Source organism: Geodermatophilus sp. TF02-6, assembly GCF_003319115.1.
Lineage (GTDB): Bacteria > Actinomycetota > Actinomycetes > Mycobacteriales > Geodermatophilaceae > Geodermatophilus.
The window spans coordinates 1-21,638 of the sequence record NZ_QOHF01000028.1 but is presented as its reverse complement, the minus strand read 5'-3'; the positions used below and the strand labels follow the sequence as shown (position 1 = coordinate 21,638).

The following is a 21,638-nucleotide window of genomic DNA, read 5'->3' as shown; positions in this document are numbered from 1 at the left end:
AGGCCAGCCTCGCCTCCGCCGATCCGGGCGGTTAGCGTCGGAGGGCCCAGTCACGAGGACGAAACGGTGTACATGACTGCCTCTGCGTCCGGTCGGACCTCCACGTTCGGCTCCCCGGCGAGCGCCGGCACGATCGCGCCTGCGTTCGCCGCGGTGGTGGCCGAGCGGGGCGGAGCCACGGCGATCAGCGCACCCGGCGTCGCCCTCTCCTACCGAGAGCTGGGCGCTCGTGCAGCGGCCGGCGCCCGCCGCCTGGCCGACCTCGTGCCGCCGGGTGCCGCGTCCGACGCCCCCGTCGCCGTTCTCGCGACGCCGGCGCCGGACCTGGTCGTCGCCATGGTCGCCGTCGTGCTCACCGGTCGACCGCTCGTCGTCCTCGATGCGCAGCTGCCCGCGGGCCGGCTCCAGCAGATCCAGGACATGGCCGGCGCCGTACTGTGCGTGGTCGAGGGCCGGCTCGCCGAGCGGGCTGCGGAGGTCCGCGGGTTCGCAGCACATGCCGACCTGGACGCCGTCGTCGCCCCGGCCGCTCCGGACGACGGCGCACCCGTCCCCGCACACGCGGTGCAACCGGGCAGCGCGGCGACGATCGTCTTCACCTCCGGATCGACCGGCCGGCCGAAGGGCGTCGTCCACAGCCACGGGATGATCGTCACGGAGGCGGCCATCTCCGCGCGGCACATGGGCCTGGCCGCGGGGCAGCGGCTGGCGCTGGTCCTGCCGCCGTCCTTCTCCCTCGGCGAGCACGCGGTTTTCGGGGCCCTGCTCAGCGGAGCCAGCCTGCACGTGTACGACCCGCGCGATCGCGGCCTGCGCGGCCTGCCGGCGTGGCTGCGCGAGGAACGGGTCTCCGTCCTGTCCCTGACGCCGTCGCTGCTGCGCGCCCTGAGCGGGAACATGTCCCCGGGGCGGCCGTTGGAGGACCTGCGGCTGGCCGTCACCGCGGGGGAGGCGCTGCAGGGGCGGGACGTGCAGGCCGCCCGCGAGCGGCTCGGCGCGGTCACCGTCGTCAACCACCTCGGCTCGTCCGAGACCGGTCAGCTGACCTTCGGACCCCTGACCCCCACCGACCCGGTCCCCCAGGGCGTCGTGCCCGCCGGACGCGTGGTGCCGGAGAAGGAGGTCCGGGTGCTCGGGGAGGACGGCCTCCCGGTCGGCACCGGGGAGGTCGGCACCTTGCAGGCGCTGGGGGTGCACCTCGGCTGCTACCTGGAGGGCCGGTCGGACGGTCCGTTCGGCCGTGCCGACGACGGCCGGTCGACCTTCCGCATGGGCGACCGCGGACGCCTCGACGAGTCTGGTGTGCTGTACCAGCTGGGGCGCACCGACGACGCGGTGAAGGTCAACGGCTACCTCGTGGAACCGGCCGAGGTCGAGGCCGCGCTGCGCACCCTGGAGGGAGTGGCGGACGCCGCCGTCGTCGCCGTGGACGACGGCGCCGCCACCGGCACCGTCCTCGTCGGCTACGTCGCCCCGAGCGCCGAGCAGCGCACCCCGTCACCGGCCCGGCTGCGCCGCGGCCTGGCCGCGCTGCTGCCCAGCTGGATGGTCCCGGCGGAGCTGGTGATGCTGCCCGAGCTCCCGCGCAACGAGCGGGGCAAGGTCGACCGCGCAGCACTGCCCGCCCCGACCCGGCTCGAGTCCGCACCCCCCCAGGGGCACTGGGAGCGGGTGGTCGCAGGGCTGTTCGAGTCGGTGCTGCACCGCGCCGGCGTCGGCCGGGACGAGACGTTCACGGCGCTGGGCGGTGACTCGCTCGGCGTCGAGGAGTTGCTCACCCGCCTCGCCGAGGACCACGGGGTCGTGCTGACCTCCGCGCACGTCGCCGAGCGTCCGACCGTGCGCGAGCTCGCCGCGCTCGTGGCCCAGCAGGCGTCCAGCGCGGACGGCGGGGCGCGGACCGCGCCACGGCGGCGGCACGGCAGCGTGGTCGTCCTCCGGGAGACCGGTTCCCAGCCTCCGGTGCTGTGCTTCGCCGGCGCCGGCGCGGGCGGGCAGGTGTTCCTCCCCCTGGCCGAGGCCCTCGGCGACGACCAGCCCGTGTACGCCTTCCAGCCGCACGGCCTCGAGGACTGGACCGTTCCCGACCTCACCATCGGCATGGCGACGCGCCGGCACCTGCGCCGGCTCCGCGAGATCCAGCCGCACGGGCCCTACCGGCTGGTGGGGCACTCGATGGGTGGCCTGGTCGCCCTGCAGGTGGCCCGGCGGCTGGCCGAGGTCGGCGAGCAGGTCGCCTCGGTGACGCTGGTCGACACCGTCCTCCCGCAGGGCCTGGTCGACCGGGCGTGGTGTCCCGCCGCGGCCGGAGGTGGTGGCCGTCCGGCCGTCGCGCCACTGCCCGGGGACGACAGGTATGGTCCCCCACCGACCAGGCGGGAGCTGTGGCGGCGGCGCGCCCTGGCGGCCCTGGCGGGGGCGCTGCCGCCGTCGGCCGCGCGCACCGAGGGCCTGCTGGAGCTGGGGGTCCGCATCTCGCTGGTGCACCGCCCGGAACCCTATGACGGCCGGGTGACCGTGTACGTCAGCCACCTCAACGACGCAAGCCTGGTGGTCTGGCGTCAGCTGCTGACCGGTCAGGTCACCCTGGTGACCCTGGAGGGGGAGCACAACTCGCTGCTGCGTCCGCCATTCGTGTACGAGATCGCCCGCAGTATGGCCACCGGAACCCCTCCCCCCCAATACGGGTGATCTTCGCCACCTGTCGGCCGTTCTCCCAGAGAACACACAGCCGGTGTCGGGACGCTGTACCCGTGATCGGTGGACGGCTGCGACTCGGCTCGTGCGCCAGCGGGGTGGAGCAGTTGTTCACCGATCGCCGTGTACGAGACCTTGATCCCTTCGTCCCCATCCACCAAGTCGACACCGATGACGACCGGTAGGGCGACGTCGTCCCCCGTCCGCTTGACGCCGGACTCCGAAGCACCCTGGAGGTCATCCGTGCCGAGCCTTTCGCCGGCCCCCGCCGCCCTGCCCGTGGTCGACCCCCCGACGGCTGCGCACGCACCGACGGTGTCGGTGGTCATCGCCTGCTACACCGAAGCCCGCTGGGACGGGCTCACCGCGGCCGTCCGCTCCGCGCTCGACCAGGAACGTCCGCCGCTCGAGGTCATCGTGGCGGTCGACCACGCTCCGGCCTTGCTGAGGCGGATCGAGCAGGAGCTCCCCGACGTGCGAGCGGTGGCCAACACGGCCTCGCGCGGTGCGTCCGGCACCCGCAACGCGGGGGCCGCGGTGGCGCGCGGGGACGTCGTCGCCTTCCTCGACGACGACACCCGCGCCTCGAGGACCTGGCTGGCCAACTTGGTGCGTGGCCTCCAGGAGGTGCCCCAGGCGATCGGCGTCGGCGGCCGGGTCGGCGCAGGCTGGCCCGACGGCGCGGCGCCGCGGTGGTTCCCGCCGGAGTTTCTGTGGGCGGTGGGGGTGACCTACGAGGGGATGCCACGCAGCCGCAGCGAGGTGCGCAACGTCTGGAGCGAGAACATGGCCGTGTGGCGCGGCGAGTTCGCCCGTGTCGGCGGCTTCCGCGACGGCTTCGGCAAGGTGGACTCCAGCTCCCGTCCCGAGGACACCGAGTTCTGCATCCGGATCACCGGCGCAACCCGCCGTGCGTGGCTGTACGTCCCCGACGCCGAGATCGTCCACGACCTGCCCGCCGACCGGGCCACCTGGTCGTTCTTCGTGCGGCGCTGCTACGCGGAGGGCCGGGGCAAGGCCGAGATGGTCGCGCTGGACGGTGGCGTCGGGCTCCGGGACGAGCGCAGCCACGTGCTGGTCGTCGTCCCGCGGGGTGTGTGTCGGGACGTCGGTCGGCTGCTCGCCGGTGACGTGTGGGGACCGGTGCGGGCGGTCGCCGCGGGCGTCGGACTGCTCGCCGCGGCCTGGGGCTACCTCGCCGCGCGGGCAGCCGCGGCTGTGCGTCGCGGCTGACGGCACCCCGAGCGGGCCGGTCGTCGACCGCCGGCCCGATCAGGCCGGGGCGTAGACGGTCACCCAGTCGACCTGCATGGACGTCGTGGCCGGATTTCCCACGCCGCAGCCGAAGTTCCCGCCGCTGCCCTGGCAGCCGCCCGGCTGGGTCTGGATCGCCAGGTGCATCGGCTCGGCCGGGACCCCCGGGTGCTGCGACGCCGCCCAGGGCTGCCCGTCGAGGGTGTAGACGACCCGCCCCGGGGACCACTCCACGCCCATCGTGTGCCACTGGGTGAGGTCGGTGCGGACCTGCTCCCCGACCATCGCGTTGTCGCTGCCGTAGTGCAGGGTCGCGGTGGTGCCGCTGCGGTTGCCGCCGGCGTCCTCGGCGAAGTCGATCTCCGGCGGCCAGGACGGGCCGTCCGGCCAGAGCAGCGCGGCGTACTTGATCTCGTCGCTGGCGTCGATCCGGAAGCGCATCTCCCACTTGCCGTAGGTCTGGCTGACGGTGCTGGCCAACCCGCCGCTGACCCACTGGCCGTTCTGCAGGCCGTTCCGCAGGTTCAGGTAGCCGCCGCCCACCTGTACCTGGGAGGGCGACCACGTGCCGTACGGTGAGCCGCCGGGCTGCCCGGAGTACGGGCGCCACCGGGCTCCGAGGGAGGAGCCGGTGAAGTCGTCCGAGAAGACCTGCCGCCACCCCGCGAGGTCGCCCGTGGGGGCCGTACCGGCCCCGCCGGTCGCCGTCGCCGTCGAGGGTGCCGCGGACGACGTGGCCGTCGGGGTCGACCGCGGGGTCGAGGTCGTGGCGGCGGGCGGCGCGGCGGTCGTGGGCGGCGTGGTCGTCTTGGGAGCCGTGGTGGTCCGGGGCGACGAGCTGGTTGGGGCCGGGGGCGACGACTGCGTGGGCCGGGACGTGGTCGGGGTCGTCGGTGCGGCCGTGGTCGAGGGTGCGGACGGCCGGGCGGAGGACGTGGCGGCGGTGCCTGGCGCCGAGATCTGTCCCGGCAGGGCGGTCCGCCACCAGGAGGCGTCCTGGACCCCCGGATCGGCCGACGCGGAGGTCGGTACATCCCGCACCAGACCGGCGAGACCGCAGGCCGCGGTGACCGACGTGGCCAGCGCGGTGAGCCGGAACAACCGTCGCTCTCTTACTTTTCGGGGTTGATTGACTACTCGGTGTGAAGGCATGGGAGGCAGTAAACCTGTCGACACGGGGCGGCCCAAGGGTTCGTCCCCGTGTGCACCAGCAGGCGCCCGCGTCCCGGGCGCCCCGGTCGTCACACGATTCCGCGGAGGACCGACGCTCGCCCGGGGTGCCGGACGACGCCACCGGCCGTCGCGGCGCACCACCTATCAGCGGCGTGTCTGAACGCGAGTCGTTCACTCATGGTGAGCGGTTGGATACGTTGGATTCCAGTCAGGCGGGGTGACGTCGCGTCCCCTCCGGCCCCGGACGAGAAAGTGGTGCGGCATGTTCGGCTCGTGGTGTAGGACGTCGCCGTGTCAGGGGCACGGTTCCTCGGGTGGGGCCGCGGGGGGCGGGCGCCCCGGTGGGACCCGATGACCGTCGCCGACCCGCAGACCCCGACCCGCCCGGAGGCCGGCCGACCCCAACCTCCCGCGGCCCGGACCAGGCTGTGCCGCTGCGGGCACGTGCGCACGGCCCATGAGCACTACCGCAGGGGCACTGACTGCGCCCTCTGCGACTGCGGCCGCTACCGCGGGCGGTTCACCCTCCTCAGGTGAGGGCGAGCGCTGACACCCCCCGGCACCCGCCCGGCTGTGAGCAGGGGCACTCCCCGGATCCGGTGGTTCCCGTCGCATCGGCAGGCGGGCCCGACCAGGGCGGTTACCCTCGGGAGACCATGTCCTCGTGCAGCCCGGCAGACCCGACGCCTCCGCGGTCTGCGGGTCTGCGTCGGTTCGACCGGGGCGGTTGGATCCCCCGGGTCGTCGCCTCGGTCGTCCTCCTGCTGACGGCGGCCTCCTGCACCAGCGACACCACGGTGAGCACTCCCGAGGGGCCGAGCGGCACCGCGGAGCCCACGGTGCCGAGCGCCGCGGGCCGGTTCGGATGGCAGCAGTGGGGTGGGGACGAGTTCAACACGTCCCACCTGGACACCTCGAAGTGGCGGCTGTACGGGGGCACCGGGGCCAACGGCGTCGGCGTGCGCAGCCCGCAGTCGGTGTGGCTCCACGAGGGCTCGTTGGTCATCACCGCCCGCGGCGACGTCTCTGGCGGCCTGGCCTGGCACGCCCAGCCGGCCACCACCTACGGCAGGTGGGAGTTCCGGGCCCGCGTCGAACCCGGCACCGGCTACGCGCCGGCCATCCTGCTCTGGCCGGACTCGGACAACTGGCCGGTCGACGGCGAGATCGACGTCATGGAGATCATCGCCGGGGACCGGCAGACCAACCACACGACCGTGCACTACGGCGCAGACGACCAGCGCGACGAGGGGATCGTCACCGGCGACTTCACGCAGTGGCACACCTACGCCGTGGACTGGCAGCCCGACAGCATCACCGTCTACCTCGACGGCGACCAGATCTACTCGACCACCAACCCCGCCGCCATCCCGCACGGCCCCATGCACCTCGCCATCCAGCTCGACGTGGGACCCCAGGGCACGTGGATCCCCGCTCCGGACGAGACCACCCCGGACGCGGTGAGCCTCTACGTGGACTGGGTGCGCATGTACCACTGAGCGCCGTGAGCTCCGCCCCCGAGCAAGCCGGCGCACCGCTGCCCGGCCGGCGTCCCACACTCGCGTGGCGTGCGGCCACGGTCGCCGGTGTGCTCCTCGGGCTCGCCGCGGTCGTCGGCGCGGTGGCGCACGTCTACCCCTCGGGCAGCAACCGGCTGGTCGCCCTCAGCGCCTTCTCCTCCCACCTCCTGGCGCTCAGTCCGCTGGCCGCCGTCCTGCTGGCGCTGGCGCGCCGGCGGGTGGCCGCCGGGCTGGCCACGGTGCTCACCGCGGGAGCCGTCGCCGTCCTGCTGCCGACCTACGTGGGGAGCCCGACGCACGCCGGCGGGCGGCCGCTCACCGTGCTGACGGCGAACGTGGAGCTCGGCGAGGCCGACCCGGCCGGGGTGGTCGCGGCCGCCCGAGGCTCCGGTGCCGACGTCGTGCTGCTCCAGGAGCTCACGCCCTCGCTGCGCACCCGGCTCACCGCTGCCGGCCTCGACCAGCTCCTCCCGCACAGCGTCGAGGAGGCCCTGCCGGGAGCCGACGGCGTCGGGTTGTGGAGTCGCCACCCCCTCGTCGACGAGCAGCACCACGACGGGCTGACGTTCGCCGCGGTCTCCGCGCGCCTGGACACAGGCGACGGGCAGCCCGGCCCGACCGTGCTCACGGTGCACGCGGCCGGTCCGTGGCCGCAGTCGGCCGACGACTGGGTCCGCGACATGGCCAAGCTGCCGGGCCTGCTCGACCAGCTGGCGGCTCAGGCCGACGAGCACGGCTCTCCCGTGCTGGTCGGCGGCGACTTCAACGCCACCTGGGGCAACGTGCAGTTCCGCACGCTGCTGCAGAACGGCTACCGGGACGCCGCCGAGCAGTTCGGCGCGCCCTGGACCGCGACCTTCCCGTCCGGCTATGCCATCCCGCCGCTCATCGGCATCGACCACGTGCTCGTCCGGAAGGCCGGGGTCGACGACCTGCGCACCGTCGAGATCCCCGGCTCCGACCACCGCGGCCTGCTCGTCCGGGTGGGGCTCCCGGCCGGCTGAACCGGCGACAGCAGCACCGGCGGCCGCCCGCCAGCCTCTGGGTACCGGTTCAGCCGGCGACGGCCTCCGGGCGTCGATGGGCCGGGTGATCGACGCGGACCACCTCCGCCGGGTTGCCCACGGCCACGCCCCACTCCGGGACGTCGCGCAGCACCAGCGCCAACGCCGCCACCCGGGCGTGCGAGCCGACGTGCAGGCCGCCGACCACGACGCAACCGGCGCCGAACTCGACGCCGTCCCCGGCGCTGGCCACGCCCTTCTCCGTGCCGTCCCGGCGCACGATGTTGCCGATGGTCACGTGCTGGCGCAGCACGCAGTCGGCGCCCAGCCGCACGCCGGGGTTGAGCACGATGCCGTGGGGATGGTAGATCCGCAGCCGCGGCCCCACCTCCAGGGCGGGCGGCAGCTCGACCCCGATGAACAGCGACGTGAACAGCGAGTAGAAGGCGGCGAACGCCCGGCCGGCCAGACCCCAGCTCCGGGCGGCCCACTGGGCAGCCCGGAACCACAGCAGCACCAGCCGGGAGTCCAGGTACCCGGCGTTGACCGCCCAGTCCTGGGTCACCCAGCGCAGGAAGCTGCCGCGCGGCCCCGCGGTGCTCACTGCGCCGTCCCGACGTACTGGAAGATCACCGCGTCGGCGGTGCGGTGCACCGTCGTCCACCCGGGAGCCGTGGCCAGGGTCTGCTCGAGCGCCTGCAGCGAGCCGTCCGGGAGCAGACCGTAGTACCGGGCGTACTCGATCATCCCGGTGCTGATCACCAGATAGGGCCGGTCGCCCTGGGTGGCCATGAAGTCGTCGACCGCGGCCAGCTGCGATGCGTCGAACATCCGCCCGCCCAGCCCGGCGTAGGTGATCAGGTCCGGGTCACCGCCGGACGAGGGGATCCCAAAGGCGTTGTAGTTGCCCGCGAGCCGGCCCGGCCCGTTCTGCGCGCCGACGACGAGCATGCGGCCCTCCTCGGCGTTGGCGTAGAACCACTGCATGGCCTGTACCTCCTCGTCGGAGAAGGTCGACCAGGACAGGGTGCCGTGCAGGCCCTGGACGCTGGCCAGCGTGGCGAGGGTGAGGAACAGCGCGAGGACGGGCATCACCAGCCGCCGCCAGCGCAGCCGCAGCGCCGCTTGGGCGATGAGGAACGCGGTGAACGGCAGGGAAAAGAGGTACACGCGGTAGATCGCCTCACCGCCGTAGCTCTGCCCCACCAAGATGAGGAAGGGGGCGAACGCGAATGCCGCCGCCAGCAGCACTCGGCCGGGGTTGCGCCAGGAAGCCACCACGGCCAGCGCCCCGAGCAGCCAGATGGCCAGCGCCAGCATCGAGGAGATCTGGCTGGTGAACTGCTGGCCCCTCGTGCCGGTCGTCGTCGTCACGACGCCCCCGGCGTTCTCCCAGAACTTCAGGCTGTCCAGCAGGCCGTAGGCGCTGTTGATGAACTCCAGCCGCGGAGCCAGGTAGGCCCCGGCGATGACCAGCATGCCCACAACCGCCCAGCGCGGCCGGACCAGGCCGAGCACCGTGGCCAGGGCCACCGCCGCGACCAGCATGTACGGCGACAGCTGGTGGGCGATGGTGATGGCGAGGAAGAGCAGGTACAGCGCCACCAGCGCGGCGCCCCGGGTCCAGCGGGTCGTCCGCGGGACGTCCTCCGCGCCGCGGACCGACCACGCCTTGAGCCGGCGCAGCAGCCTCGGCCCGCGTCGCCACTGCGTCGGAGTGCGCCGCAGCCAGGCGACGACGACCAGGAAGCAGCCCAGGCTGAGCTGGAAGGCGAAGGCCTGCGGCGAGAGGTAGGCGGTGCCCACCCACAGGCCGGCGTGGAAGAGGAAGACGGTGAGGAACGCGACCCGCCGGTCACCGGACAGGTGCCGGACGATCGCGAAGATCGGCAGGCAGGCCAGCAGGCTGAAGAACACCGGCGCCCACGCGGCCAGCGTGAGGGTGCTGACCCCGGTGAGGTGCCCCAGCGCTGCTACTGCGGTGAACAAGGCCGGCCACTGCTGGTAGATGTCGCGCGGGTCGGTGACCCCCTGGCCCTCGCGGAACCACTCGACGACGCCGATGTGCTTGTACGTCCACGCGTACTCCGGCGTGTTGTACAAGATCGGCACCGAGGCGTCGAGGATCAGCACCAGGCCGACGATGCCGGCCGCCAGCACCGACGAGCGCCGCTGGTCAGCCAGCTCCACGACGAACCCGGCGCACAGCAGCGCCACCCCGACGAAGAACAGCGGGCCGACCAGGCCCAGCAGCCCGTAGTCGGAGCGCTCCGCGGGGTCGACCTGCGCCAGGCCGACCGCCCACGCGGCCAGGCCGGCCAGCACGAGCAGCGGTGCGCTCCAGCGGCGGAGGAGCGGGACCTGGGGTGCGCCCGTTCCCACGGCCAGGCGTCGCGGCGGCGCCTCCCGGACGGTGTCCACCACGGCGACCTCCTCGGACAGCGTTCGGGTCACCGGGCCACCCGCCGGGTGCGCAGCTCCGCCCAGCCGCAGGACAGGACCGTGCCGGCGGCGAGGACCAGCAGCAGGGCGGTCGGCGCCCAGTGGTTCACCCAGGCGAGGACGGCCGTGCCGACGGCCCACACCGCCAGGGACAGCACGTTGGTCAGCGCCCACGACGTCGACATGCCGCACACGGGAACGTGCGCCATGACCGCCGCCCCGGGGCCGGCGCAGACGAAGGCCAGCACGGTCACCAGCCGCAGCCAGGACGGGGCGTCGAGCAGCACGGCCGCGGCCGACAGCGCCGCGGTGACCAGGCCGGTCCAGGCGATCAGCGAGCGGGTGAACCGGTCGCTACGGTCGCCGACGAGCAGGGGGGTGCGGTCCGCGAGGGCCGCCTGGGTCGTGCTCATGCCGAGGTCCTCCGTCGTCGCGGTGCCGACTGCTCCGCCTCGCGGATGCGGCGGGCGGGGACACCGGCGTACACACCTCCGGGCGCGCAGTCGGCCGTGACCACCGCGCCGGCGGCGACGATCACGTCGTCGCCGATGGTGACGCCGGGCAGGATCATGGCGCGCGCCCCGATCCAGACCCGGTGCCCGATCCGCACGGGCAGGCCGGATGCCTCCTGCCGCCACCCACCACCGGGCGCGCGGTGATCGGAGGTGATGACCAGGGCCTCCATGCCGATCGCGCAGTCGTCGCCGATCTCCACCGGCGCCACCGCCTCCAGGTAGCAGCCGAGGTTGAGGTAGGTGCGCTCCCCGATGCGCACGTTGCGCGGGTCGCCCTCGACCCGCAGCAGGGCGCTGACGGCGTAGGAGTCGACCGCCATGCCGCCGGCGCGGTAGAGGGTGCGGCGCAGCACCTTCGGCACGGCGAAGGAGGCGGCGATGCGGTTGAACCAGAGGTTGCGGACGAAGGTCAGCGCGTCGAGGCGCAGCGACTCCAGCAGGAGGTGCAGCGACGCCGACGGCGACCGCTCGGCCGGCCGGTCCGGCGACGGGGCCGGATGGATCACGAGGTGCTCCCTGGGGACGGAGAGGAGGCCGGGGGCTGCACGACGGGCTGGGGGAGGCCGGCGCCGGAGGTCAACTCCCGGTAGAAGCGCAGCGCGGTGGGCAGGACGACGAGCACGGTGACCGCCTCGCACACGAGGTAGAGCAGCGCCAAGCCATCGATGCCGAAGGCGGTCAGGCTCAGCGCGGCGGTGCCGAGGAACACCGCGGCCTTGACCGCGAGCGAGCAGACCAGCGGGCCCAGCTTCTTGCGGGCGACGCTGAGCGCGGTGAAGAGGATGAACGCGGCGCTGAACGGGAACGACAGGGCGATCAGGCGCAGCGCCGTCGTCCCCTCGGCGGCGTAGCCGGAGCCCAGCAGCTGCAGGATCACCGGCGCACCGAGCGCCACCACAGCGCAGGCGCCCAGGCTGACCAGCGTGGTGAGGCGGACCGAGCGCCGGATCAGCCGGTGGAACGTGCGGCCGTCGGCGGCGTACTCGACGACGAAGGCCATGGCGATGTTCCACACCAGGGTGCCGAAGGAGACGCCGACGAACCAGGGGATGTAGAAGTAGGCCGCCGCCTCGCTTCCGAGCCGCGACGAGACCAGCACCGGCGGGAGCAGGGAGACGCAGCTGGCCAGCGCGCTGGCTGCGTAGTCACCGGCCACGAAGCCCCTGATCGACCGCCAGCGCAGGTCGGCCGAGGAGGTCGACCCGGCCGCGTGCCGCGGCACCAGCCGGCGGAACACGAACCAGTTCACCACGGCGATCGCCACGACGGTGGGCGCGACCAGTGCCGCTAGTGCGCCCCACCGCGTCGAGACCAGGGCCAACCCGACGAGCAGGACGACGCGCAGCAGACCGGCGAGCAGGTTCTCCAACGGCACCCACACCGCCGCTCCCAGGGCGGTCAGCGCGCCGTCCTGGACCAGGAAGATCGCGTAGCAGACGGTCGCCCCGAGGAAGATCAGGGGGACGAACCACTCGTCGCCGAGGATGTCCCCGGCGAAGCCGAGCACGATGAACCCGGAGGTGACCACGAGGCCGGTGCCGACGGCCAGACCGTACGCGCGGGCGATGAAGCCCCCGGTCGCCCGACCGGCCTGGGGGACGAAGCGGAGCAGGACGCTGACGATGTTCAGCTGGGCCAGCCCGGCGAGGAAGGTGATCGCCGACAACGCCGACGACGCCTGGCCCACGGCCGACGGCGGCAGCAGGCGCGCGGCGACGATCCAGAAGACGATGCCGAGCACGCCGGTGAACACCGTGGAGGCCATGAGCGCCAAGGCGTTGAACTCCATGGCCCGGCGCTTGGGCGGCGTCGCGGTGGCGGTCACGAGCGGTCCCTCCGACGAGTGCGCAGGTAGGCGCGCGGTCCGGCGAGCATGCCGCGGACCCGCAGCCGGCTCAGCTCCGGCGGCAGGCCCTCCAGCAGGGTGGTCACGCCAGGGTCCCGCCGACCGAGCCGGCTGCGCAGGACCGTGAGCGCCGCGTACACCAGCCCGACGAGGTGACGCGGGTCGCGGGCCACCAGCGCGGTCAGCAGCGCGGTGAACCCGGTTCCGTACCCCGACATCTGCCGGGCGAGCTCGGCGTCGCTGCGCCGGTGCACGTGGCTGGTCACCGCGGCAGGTTCGTAGCCCAGCGACCGCCCGGCGGACAGCATGCGGACGACCATGTCGACGTCCTCCCCGCCGTGGCTGGGGGTCCCGGTGCCGAGCGCCTCGTCGAAGGGCCCCTGGGCGCGCAGGGCCGCGGTGCGGAAGGCCATGTTGGCCCCCATGAAGGTCCCCAGCTGGTACAGCGAGTACGAGCGAACGACGCGGCCGGCCCGCCGGACCAGCACCCGGTACCGGGCGGGGTGCCAGGTGTCGGCATGGGGACGCTCCAGGGCGTAGGTCTCCGGCAGCAGGGGCTTGTCCGTGCCGCCGCTGTGCCGCTCGAAGACCTCCTGCGCCGGGGTCTGGAGTTCGCTCGGCAGCACGAGGCCGCCGGCGCCGTCCACTTCTGGCTCGGTGACGAATCGCTCGGCCAGGGCGCGGGTCCACCCGCGGTCGACCTGGACGTCGTCGTCGGTGAAGGCCACGATCTCGCCCGCGGCCTCGGCCACCCCGCGGTTGCGGGCCGCGGAGATGCCGGGCACCGGCTGGCGCAGCAGACGCACGCCCGGGCGGGCCAGCTCGGGGATGGCGGCACCGGCCTGCTCCGAGCTGTCCTCCCGGCGGTTGTCGACCACGAGTACCTCTACCGGCGGGTGCTCCTGCCGCAGCAGGGCGTCCAGGCAGCGGGCCAGGCCCTCCGGCCGCTCGAGCACGGTGGGGATGACCACGGAGACGCCGGGCAGCGCGCTGGTCGGCACCCGCGGGGGAGCCTGCGGCGCCTCCGGCACCCGGCGCAGGGCTACCTCGCGGGTGGCGCGGTCGAGGGCCTCCGCAATCGGCAGGGTCAGCAGCGCGACCGGGCGGGCGGGCCGCCACGTGACGAACAGGACGGCGCCGTAGCGCGCCGCGTCGTCGGGGGTCAGGCCGAGATCGGCGGGCGGGTCGTCGAGGTCCCAGTGGACGACCTGGGTCGGCCGCCACGCGGCGTCCGCGGCGGCCGCGGCGGGGGGCGCGTCGGCCGTCCGGGCTGCCCGCTGGTGCAGTCGGCGCTGCCGCAGGTAGGCGCCGGGCCCCTGGGTCATGCCGGCCCGGTTGGCCGAGAGCAGCTCGGCGGGGAAGTCGTCGGCCAGGCCCGACACGCGCAGGCTCGACGAGCTCGTCAGGTCGCGCAGCGCCCGGCCGGCGAGCCGCGCCAGCTGCCCGAGGACCAGCGGGGAGTCGGCGACGAGCGAGGTGTAGAAGGCGGTCAGGCCGGTGCCGTAGCCCTCCATCTGCCGGCGCAGGCCGGCCAGGTCGCGCCGGTGGAAGTGGCGGGTGACCGCACTCGGGCGGTACAGCGTCGCGCCACCGCCGCGCAGCAGGTCAGTGAAGGCCCGGGTGTCCTCGGCGCCGTGCGTCAGCGTGCCCGCCCCGAGCGCCTCGTCGAAGCCCCCGATCGCGTACAGCGAGGCGGTCCGGAACGCCATGTTGGCGCCCACCCCGAACGGTGGTAGCGGATACAGGGGGTTCTGCCGGTCGTCGCTGCCGCGGCCGAAGTCGGCCGGGGTGAACCCGCGGCCCTTGCTGTGCCCCCCGAACTGCTCGAACCACAGCTGGGCGCGAGTGGCGAGCTCGGCGGGGACGACCAGGCCGGAGACGGCGTCGGCGCCCGGCCGCTCAGCCATCGCACGGGTCAGTTCGGACAACCACATCGGGTCGGCGACCTCGTCGTCGTCGATCCAGGCGACGACGTCGCCTTCTAGCGGCTCCCGCAGCGCTCGGTTCCGTGCCCGGGACAGCCCGGGGCGCGGCTCGACGACGTAACGGATGTCCAGCCGCCCGGTGAAGGAGTCGACGACGTCCTTCGTGGTCGAGGTGGCCGGCGCGTTGTCGACCACCCACACCGCGAAGTCCGGGTGGTCCTGTGCGGTGAGGCTCTCCAGGCACGCGGCGAGCGCCTCGGGGCGCTCTCGGGTGCACAGCACGACGCTGGCCCGGCTGGCCGTCGCCAGGTGGCGCGCGTGCCGCTCGGCGAAGCCCTCGGCCCGCGCCCGCCGGCGGCGCACCTCCTCGCCCCAGCGGGCGTCCAGCAGCCGCTGCAGCTCGTCGACGGCCAGCCCCTCTACCGGGAGCGGCACGACCTGCCAGCCCAGCGGCTCGCCGTCGAGGCGGACGAGCAGCCACGCCTCGTTGGCGGTGGTGCCGTCGGCAGCCGTGCGGGACACCGGAGCGATCGGTCCGGACAGCTCGACGTCGAGCACATGCGCCACAGCCTCGCGCACCGACGTGGTGACGTTCTCCACGGCGGTCATGTCAGGTCATCGACTCCATCTCTCCGGCCTGAGCTCGGGGCACAGTGAACTCAGGTCCACTCACGGTGCAGGACGTGCACGGCCGCCCGGCGGGTCAGCCGCCACGCGGGTGCGACGACGCGCTTGAGCCGCGGCGCCAGGCCGGGCTCCCCTCTGCGGAGGAGCTCCTCGAAGGCGTCTCCGGTGACGCCCGGCCGAACGTGCAGACGAGGAACACGGTACGGACCGTCCGAGGACGTGGCGATCCTCCGGCCCACGATGCACCCGTTGGAGTAACCCGCGGCGGCCACCATCCGTTCCACCCGGCGGCTGGAATATCCGTGGGGGTAGCAGAAGGAGCGCACGGGCAGGGCCAGGGCGTCCTCGATCGCGGACCTGCTGTCGACGATCTCCGACCGGAGCTCGTCGGCCGGCAGCACGTCCATCGTCCGGTGGTTGACCGAGTGGCTGCCGATCTCAACGCCGGCGGCGGCGACCTCGGCCAGCTGGGACCAGCTCAGCCGGGAACCGTGGGGGTCCTCGGGTGCCAGGCGCAGGCCGACGTCCCCGGTGGGCACGTACATGGTGGCCCGTGCGCCCACCCGGGTGAGCACCTCGACGGCGTTCAGGAAGTCGAGCAGCCCGTCGTCGAAGGTGACGCCGACGACGCGCGCGGCCGGGTCGGCGGCGCGCAGCGCGAGGGCCTCGGTCAGGCCCATCAGCTGCCAGCCGTCCTCGGCCAGCTGGGTCAGCTGCTCCTCGAGCTTGGCCACCGGCACCTTGTGCTGGTCGGGTACGGTCGGCGCCGTCGCCGGCACGGAGTGGTACATGAGGACCGGCATCCGCCAGCGGGCACGCCGGACCGCGCTCCCGCCGGTGGTCCTCGCGGATCCGACCGCCGTCACGCCTCCACCCCCACCTTCTGCACCTGCGGTCCGGGCGCGGCCGGCGCGGACAGGTCGATCAGGGGCAGGGAGCGGACGGCCTCCTCGACGTCGCGGCGCCGCTCGCCGGCCCGCACCGGCCGCACCGCCGCGGCGAGGTAACCGAGCGCGGCCGCGCCGACGCCGAGGACGGTCGCCCCCGTCCGCGCCAGGCCGCCCAGGTCGCCGCGCGCGGCCACGACCAGGTTGCGCAGCAGCCCGCGGGTGAGGACGGCACGCACGAAGGCGGCCTCCTCGTCGAGGACCTTACCGCCAGTGGCCGACCGCGACGCCATCACCCGCTTGCCCGTCCCCTCCAGCCAGTTCCTGCGCAGGAAGAAGCGGAACGTGCGGCGCTCGGGCGGGACGTCGTGTGAGATGACCGCCCCCGGCACGAAGCGCCACCGTGCGCCCGTGCCCACGTGGGCGTTCATCCGCAGGCAGAGCTCGGTGTCCTCGGGCTGGGAGGCGTGTCCCACCTTGCCGAACTCGTTGGCGAACCCGCCCACCTGGAGGAACAGGTCGCGGCGCACGGCCATGTTCCCGCCCCAGACATTGCGCACATCGGTGTCGTCCGGCCGGGGCGCCGTGCCACCCACGGTCCAGGAGAACTCCTCGGGAAACCAGTGCGGCGCCCCGCCCGGCCAGCGGGCCTCGACCGCGCCACCGAGACCCACGGCGAACGGTGCGCGCCGGTGGGCGCGGACCAGGTTCTCGACCCAGTCGGGTTCGGCGACCTCGTCGTCGTCCATGAACACGAGGAGGTCGCTGCCGGCGACGAGCGCGCCCGTGTTGCGGCCACCGGAGGCCCCCCGGGCGAACCGGTTTGGCACGACCCGGGCCCGGTGGCCCACCGCCCGCCGGAGTCGGTCCAGCAGGACGTCATCGTGGTCGACGACCACGATCACGTCACAGGGGTGGGTCTGCTCCAGCACCGACCGGACGGCTCGCGTGATCTCCTCCCACCGCTCCTCGGTGAAGCAGGGGATGACGACCGACACCGAGGTCATGCCACATCACCTCGAGGCTCTGCCATGCCGATGCGCGAGACCGCCATCAACTCGGCCAGCGTGTCGAGGTCGCGGGAACCCTCGACGCGGTCCGCCATGTGCTCGACGTCGGCAGCCGACGACACGGTCGCGCCCAGCGCGCGAGCCCTCGTCCGGTCGACCGGCGCGGCACGGCCGATGCCGTTCGCCCGCTCGACCACCAGCGCCCACAGCACCCGGAAGCCGTCGCGCCAGGTGTTGAGATTGCTCTGCCCGTGGATGCGCGGGAACTCGAAGCTCGGTACCTCGATGATCACGAGCTTCCCCTTGGCCACCCGGGTGTTGATGATCGTCTCGATCTCGAACCCGTCACCCCACAGCTTGCCGTTCCGGCCGACGTCGGACGCGTCGAGCTCGAGGACCGGCAGGCAGTGCGCCCAGAAGGCGTTGTAGCCGTAGCACAGGTCGCTGTAGGATGTGCCGAACAACACGTTGGCCGCGCGGTTGAGCCAGCGGTTGCCCCAGGCGCGGGTGCGGGTGATGTCGCTGCTCCCGCCGCCCCGGCTGAACCGGGTGCCCTTCGCAAAGTCGGCGCCACCGGTCAGCGCGGCGACGAAGCGCGGGATCTCCCGCGGGTCGGCGGACCCGTCGGCGTCGAGCATGACGAGGATGTCGCCGGTCGCGGCGGCGAAGCCGCATGCCATGGCGTTGCCCTTGCCCCGACGGTTCTGCTCGACGACGACGACGTCGGGGCGGAGGGAATGGGCCATGTCGACCGTTCCGTCGACGCTGTGCCCGTCGACGACGATCACCTCGTGCAGATCCTCGGGCAGCAGGCCGAAGACGTGCGGGAGGTTCTTGGCCTCGTTGTACGTCGGGATGATGACGCTGATCCGGGGGCTGCTGGTCCGGTGGGTCATCGTCTGGGTCATCGTCGTGGTGCCCTGCTGTGGGCGCATGCCGGTCCTCTCGTTGCGGGAGACGGGTCCGGTTTCGCCATTGCTCGCCGTCGGGCATGCGGCGACCAGGTCGCCCGACGGGTCTTCGCTACCCGTGTTGCTGATTGCTGTGTCGGTCTCCGTGCCGGCGTACCGGCACGCGGCGCTCAGGACTTGGACTCTCGCGTCACGATGAGGCCCCCGTACCAACCGGTCGTGCACCACGGGGATCAGCCATTGTCACCCGGGCGCGACACCCAGTGTCACGCAGGGTTGCGGTCGTGTCCACGAAAGCCCCTGGCTCGTCATGTGATCGGGTGAACCCCGGCTCCTGCGGTGACCCACGGCCACCACGTCCATCCGGAGTCGATCAGGGGCTCGCGGGGTCAGTCGGGGCGCGCACCGGGCTCGTCCGAGCCGGTGACGGCGTGGGCGACCCATGGGTCGATCAGCCGCACGCGTTGGTCGGCCAGCGCACGGCCGGCCGACGAGGGCAGGACTGCGTCGTCGACCGACAAACCACCCGCGTGGTGGCCGCTCACGTTCGGGCAGCTGTTCGTCCCCGACCCCCCTGGGGGCGCAGGCGGCGCCGGGAGTGCCGGAGGCGCCGGAGGTGCCGGCGCGGGCTCGGGCGCAGCCGGTGGAGCGACCGGTCGCCCGTGCGCAGGCGAGGACTCCCCGGACGACGGCTGCACGGACGTCCGGTGCGCAGCAGCTCGCGCGCCCTTGCTGAGCATGGTCTGGACCTGCTTCGCGGAGTCGGCCAGTGACCCGGCCGCGCTCCGGACGCAGTCGAGCACCATCGGGTGCGGAGCGATCACGACGGCCGGTGTCACCGAGGTCACGGTGGCCGTGCCGGGAGTGGCCGTGCCCGGGGTGGCCTTGTCGGCAGGGGCCTTCTCGGCAGTGGCCTTGTCGGTCGCGGTCCGCGCGGGGGACGTGGGAGGAGTGACCTTGTGCGTGGTGGCCTTGTCCGTGATGGCCTTGTCCGAGCCTGTGGACGGCTTCGTGGTTGCCTCGGACGTGGCCGACGGCGCTGCGCCGGAGGTCATCGAGCAGGGGACGGCAGGATGGGAGGCCGACGTGGCGGTCGCGGCCGACGTCGTGCTCGCGGTGCTTCCGGTGGAGGCCGGCGTCGTGCCGCCCTTCGGCGCGCCGGCCGCCGAGGTGGCCGTGGCGGTGCCGGCGCCGGTGACCGTGGTGGTGCCGCTGGCCGTGGCGCCGTCCCGGGTCCGGGAGGTCGTGCCGATCTGAGCCGGGACCGGGCAGTGCTCGGGCGTGATCGCCGCGGTACCCGAGGGGGCGGGAGCCGGCGCGGGTGTCCCCACCGAGGGCGCCGAGGCCGCGCTCGTGGTCTTCGTCCCGTTCGGCACCGCTGCGGTGCTCGGGGTCGCGGGAGCGGAGCGGACGGTCGGCTCCGTCCGCACCGGAGGTGCAGAGGCGCGGTCGGGGCCGGCGGTGTTCGGGATCGAGGCCTTCGGTGTCCCGGCGCCGGCGGGCACCTCAGGGGCCGCGGAGCTCGTGGAGTCCTGCGCGGTCCCCGCGACGGATCCGCCGGTGGCCGTCTCCTCGTCTGCGGTGCTCGCCGAGGGCGCCGCGGAGGCCTTCGGGGTGTCGTTCTGCGCGTCGACACCTGAGACTGCCTCGTCCGTCGGCTGGACCGTCGGCGGAGCGGGAACGGCGGACGACGGCGCGGGAGCGGTTGGCGCAGAGTCACTGGCGGACTCCGCATCGGTGACTGCGGCGGGCGAGGAATCGGCCTCCGGGGTCGACTCGGCGGTGCTGGCGGTGGTCGCCTCCGCGACGACGGGCTCGTCAGCGCCCGTGCCCGGCATCTCGGTGCTCGACGCGCCGGACGGTGGACTCTCGACCGTGTCCGCGTGGGCCGAGCCGCTCACCAGGACCAGTACCGCCCAAGCAGTGAACAGGAAGAGGACGCAGAGCAGCGCACGCACGAGCCACAGCCGCCCGCCCCGGTCGGGTGACGTGTCCGCCACCCATGTCCCCAGGAGGGAGGCGCGCTCCGACGCCGTCCTGTTGACCACGCTCACCCTTCGTGTCGGCTGCCGCCGGAGCGGGACCCTTGCTTCGTCGCCGACTGTGGTCGGAGTCCGTGGTGAGATCAACCCGATCGACTGAGACTTGACGCACCATCGCGGCACGCCGAACGACCGCTGCGCAGAGTGATCGAGAACATGCACCTGTCGCCGTTCAATGCAGTTGATCCCGGGACGGCCGACGGTCACTAAACGTAACCGCCGAGCCGCCGGCCCGAGCCTCGACCGCGGCATGGACAGGGCGCCGGGTGCGGTCCCACCCACTTCCAGCACGCCGTCGTCCCGGGTGCGCTTGGGAATGCGCTGTCCGTGGTCGATGCTGCTCCGCGTGACCTGGCTGGTGACCGGCGGAGCCGGCTACATCGGTGCGCACGTGACCGCGGCCATGCGGCAGGCGGGTGACGAGGTGGTCGTGGTGGACGACCTCTCGACCGGTGATCGGGCCCGAATCCCGGGCGTACCTCTGGTCGTCGGCAGCGTCCTCGACGGCCCCCTGCTGCGCCGCACGATCCGCGAGCACGGGGTCTGCGGCGTCGTGCACGTCGCGGCGAAGAAGCGGGTCGAGGAGTCGGTTCGGCGGCCGCTGTTCTACTACCGGGAGAACGTCGAAGGCCTGCGCGTGCTGCTCGAGGAGGCCCTCGCCGCGGGCGTCGGTTTCCTGGTCTTCTCCTCAAGCGCCGCCGTCTATGGCATGCCGGACATCGACCTCGTCCGCGAGGACACCGAGTGCCGGCCGGTCAACCCGTATGGGACGACGAAGCTGATCGGCGAGCGGATGATCGAGCAGGTCGCGGCGGTGACCGGCCTGCGGCACGCGACCCTGCGCTACTTCAACGTCGCCGGCACGGCGGATCCCGCACTCGCCGACCGCGGCGTCTCCAATCTCGTCCCCATGGTGTTCGACCGGCTCCAGCAGGGGCTGCCGCCGGTCGTCTTCGGGGACCGGTACCCGACACCGGACGGCTCCTGCGTCCGGGACTTCGTCCACGTCGCCGACGTCGCCTCGGCCCACGTCGCCGCCGCGCGGGCGCTGGCCGATGGCCGGGCGAGCGCGCTGACGGCGAACGTCGGCCGCGGGGAGGGGGTGTCGGTCCGGGAGATGGTGGAGGTGATCCGCACGGTCACCGGCACGGCCGGGGAGGCATGGGCCGAACCGATCGTCGCCCCACCCCGGTCTGGCGACCCACCCCGGGTGGTGGCCAGCGCCGACGCCATCCGCGCGGGGCTTGGGTGGGAGGCGCGCCACGACGTACGAGCCATGGTGTCCTCGGCGTGGGCCGGCTGGACGGCGAGCAGGGACCCGGCGGCCTGAGGCAGCTTGCCGTTTCGGCCGCGACGGTGCCCACACCTTTGGGGCTTCTCACCCGCACCGCCGCCACCATCGCCGCACACACCTTGCTGCGCGTGCACCTCACCGACCTCGGTGTTGCACAGGCCAACCCACATAACGCGCCTCAGGTGGCTGCCCTGCAGATGGCTCGTGCGGACGACGAGCAGAACGCCGAGGAAGGCGTCGCCACGGTGGGCGAGCAGGTACCGCCAGGTCTGGCCACGCTCGAGTGCGGTCTCGAGGAAGGCGGCCACCCAGGCGTGGGACAGCATCGGCGACCGCTCCGGCGCCGCCAGCGCCAGCCGGTCTCAGCTTGTCGTTTAACCTCCCGGCCCCCCGGGAGTTGCACTGCTGGGATTCGGGGTTGGCGTGAAGGCGGCCACCGCGTGATCCTTCGGAGTTGCGAAGCTTCGAAGATCGGCGGTGGCCGTGATGGA

The 21,638-nt window shown here is 73.5% G+C and carries 18 protein-coding genes and 1 pseudogene; 9 read left to right on the top strand and 10 right to left on the bottom strand.

Features of this window, described 5'->3' with window-relative positions; translation table 11 throughout:
* Positions 1–72 precede the first annotated feature (72 nt).
* The gene (locus DQ238_RS19915; RefSeq protein ID WP_147263157.1) at positions 73–2,691 is read left to right on the top strand and encodes an alpha/beta fold hydrolase; all 2,619 of its coding nucleotides are present in this window, start codon (positions 73–75) and stop codon (positions 2,689–2,691) included.
* A gap of 249 nt (positions 2,692–2,940) precedes the next feature.
* Positions 2,941–3,930 carry a glycosyltransferase family 2 protein gene (locus tag DQ238_RS19910; protein ID WP_158550863.1) on the top strand — a complete coding sequence of 330 codons (990 nt, stop codon included), beginning with the start codon at positions 2,941–2,943 and terminating at the stop codon, positions 3,928–3,930.
* A 39-nt stretch (positions 3,931–3,969) separates the two neighbouring features.
* Here DQ238_RS19910 and DQ238_RS19905 read toward each other — a convergent pair.
* Positions 3,970–4,506, bottom strand: a pseudogene (locus tag DQ238_RS19905) (glycoside hydrolase family 16 protein); the annotation flags it as partial.
* A 121-nt stretch (positions 4,507–4,627) separates the two neighbouring features.
* Between DQ238_RS19905 and DQ238_RS19900 the strand changes: the two are divergent.
* From DQ238_RS19900 to DQ238_RS19885, 3 genes are all read left to right on the top strand, one after another.
* Entirely contained in the window at positions 4,628–5,080 is a 453-nt protein-coding gene (locus tag DQ238_RS19900) for a hypothetical protein (RefSeq protein WP_147263155.1), read from the top strand.
* An 841-nt stretch (positions 5,081–5,921) separates the two neighbouring features.
* On the top strand, positions 5,922–6,623 hold the full coding sequence (locus DQ238_RS19890; RefSeq protein ID WP_158550861.1) for a family 16 glycosylhydrolase: 702 nt from the start codon (positions 5,922–5,924) through the stop codon (positions 6,621–6,623).
* A 5-nt stretch (positions 6,624–6,628) separates the two neighbouring features.
* Positions 6,629–7,648, top strand: a complete 1,020-nt coding sequence (locus tag DQ238_RS19885) for an endonuclease/exonuclease/phosphatase family protein (RefSeq protein ID WP_158550859.1) — start codon at positions 6,629–6,631, stop codon at positions 7,646–7,648.
* A gap of 49 nt (positions 7,649–7,697) precedes the next feature.
* Here DQ238_RS19885 and DQ238_RS19880 read toward each other — a convergent pair whose 3' ends face one another.
* Genes DQ238_RS19880 through DQ238_RS19840 form a run of 9 tightly spaced genes read right to left on the bottom strand, consistent with a single transcriptional unit; the run spans position 7,698 to position 17,835 of the window.
* Positions 7,698–8,252: a serine acetyltransferase gene (locus DQ238_RS19880; RefSeq protein ID WP_113782982.1), complete on the bottom strand. Its 555-nt coding sequence runs from the start codon at positions 8,250–8,252 to the stop codon at positions 7,698–7,700.
* Positions 8,249–10,102, bottom strand: a complete 1,854-nt coding sequence (locus DQ238_RS19875; RefSeq protein WP_113782981.1) for a hypothetical protein — start codon at positions 10,100–10,102, stop codon at positions 8,249–8,251. Before DQ238_RS19875 ends, DQ238_RS19880 begins: the two co-directional genes overlap by 4 nt.
* Positions 10,099–10,503 (bottom strand): hypothetical protein, encoded by a 405-nt coding sequence (locus DQ238_RS19870; RefSeq protein WP_113782980.1) that lies wholly within the window; start codon positions 10,501–10,503, stop codon positions 10,099–10,101. Before DQ238_RS19870 ends, DQ238_RS19875 begins: the two co-directional genes overlap by 4 nt.
* Complete coding sequence (locus DQ238_RS19865; protein ID WP_113782979.1) at positions 10,500–11,111, bottom strand: DapH/DapD/GlmU-related protein; 612 nt, start codon at positions 11,109–11,111, stop codon at positions 10,500–10,502. The genes DQ238_RS19870 and DQ238_RS19865 overlap by 4 nt, the downstream gene beginning before the upstream one ends.
* Positions 11,108–12,430 carry a lipopolysaccharide biosynthesis protein gene (locus tag DQ238_RS19860; RefSeq protein ID WP_113782978.1) on the bottom strand — a complete coding sequence of 441 codons (1,323 nt, stop codon included), beginning with the start codon at positions 12,428–12,430 and terminating at the stop codon, positions 11,108–11,110. The genes DQ238_RS19865 and DQ238_RS19860 overlap by 4 nt, the downstream gene beginning before the upstream one ends.
* Positions 12,427–14,985, bottom strand: a complete 2,559-nt coding sequence (locus DQ238_RS19855; protein WP_113782977.1) for a glycosyltransferase family 2 protein — start codon at positions 14,983–14,985, stop codon at positions 12,427–12,429. The genes DQ238_RS19860 and DQ238_RS19855 overlap by 4 nt, the downstream gene beginning before the upstream one ends.
* A gap of 50 nt (positions 14,986–15,035) precedes the next feature.
* Positions 15,036–15,869: a polysaccharide deacetylase family protein gene (locus DQ238_RS19850; protein WP_113782976.1), complete on the bottom strand. Its 834-nt coding sequence runs from the start codon at positions 15,867–15,869 to the stop codon at positions 15,036–15,038.
* A complete protein-coding gene (locus tag DQ238_RS19845) occupies positions 15,866–16,897 on the bottom strand; it encodes a glycosyltransferase family 2 protein (protein ID WP_113782975.1) in 1,032 nt (343 codons plus the stop codon). The genes DQ238_RS19850 and DQ238_RS19845 overlap by 4 nt, the downstream gene beginning before the upstream one ends.
* A complete protein-coding gene (locus DQ238_RS19840; protein ID WP_199506476.1) occupies positions 16,894–17,835 on the bottom strand; it encodes a glycosyltransferase family 2 protein in 942 nt (313 codons plus the stop codon). Before DQ238_RS19840 ends, DQ238_RS19845 begins: the two co-directional genes overlap by 4 nt.
* Positions 17,836–18,681: 846 nt before the next feature.
* On the opposite strand from DQ238_RS19840, the gene DQ238_RS19835 reads away from it, so the two are divergent.
* From DQ238_RS19835 to DQ238_RS23955, 4 genes are all read left to right on the top strand, one after another.
* Complete coding sequence (locus DQ238_RS19835) at positions 18,682–19,068, top strand: hypothetical protein (protein WP_147263150.1); 387 nt, start codon at positions 18,682–18,684, stop codon at positions 19,066–19,068.
* Positions 19,069–19,164: 96 nt separating this feature from the next.
* Positions 19,165–19,953 (top strand): hypothetical protein, encoded by a 789-nt coding sequence (locus tag DQ238_RS19830; RefSeq protein ID WP_147263148.1) that lies wholly within the window; start codon positions 19,165–19,167, stop codon positions 19,951–19,953.
* A gap of 246 nt (positions 19,954–20,199) precedes the next feature.
* Positions 20,200–21,183, top strand: coding sequence for a UDP-glucose 4-epimerase GalE (gene galE, locus DQ238_RS19825; protein WP_113783009.1), 984 nt, complete (start codon positions 20,200–20,202; stop codon positions 21,181–21,183).
* The coding region (locus DQ238_RS23955) for a hypothetical protein (protein ID WP_233496127.1) at positions 21,144–21,638 on the top strand (495 nt) is incomplete at its 3' end. The genes galE and DQ238_RS23955, both read left to right, overlap by 40 nt.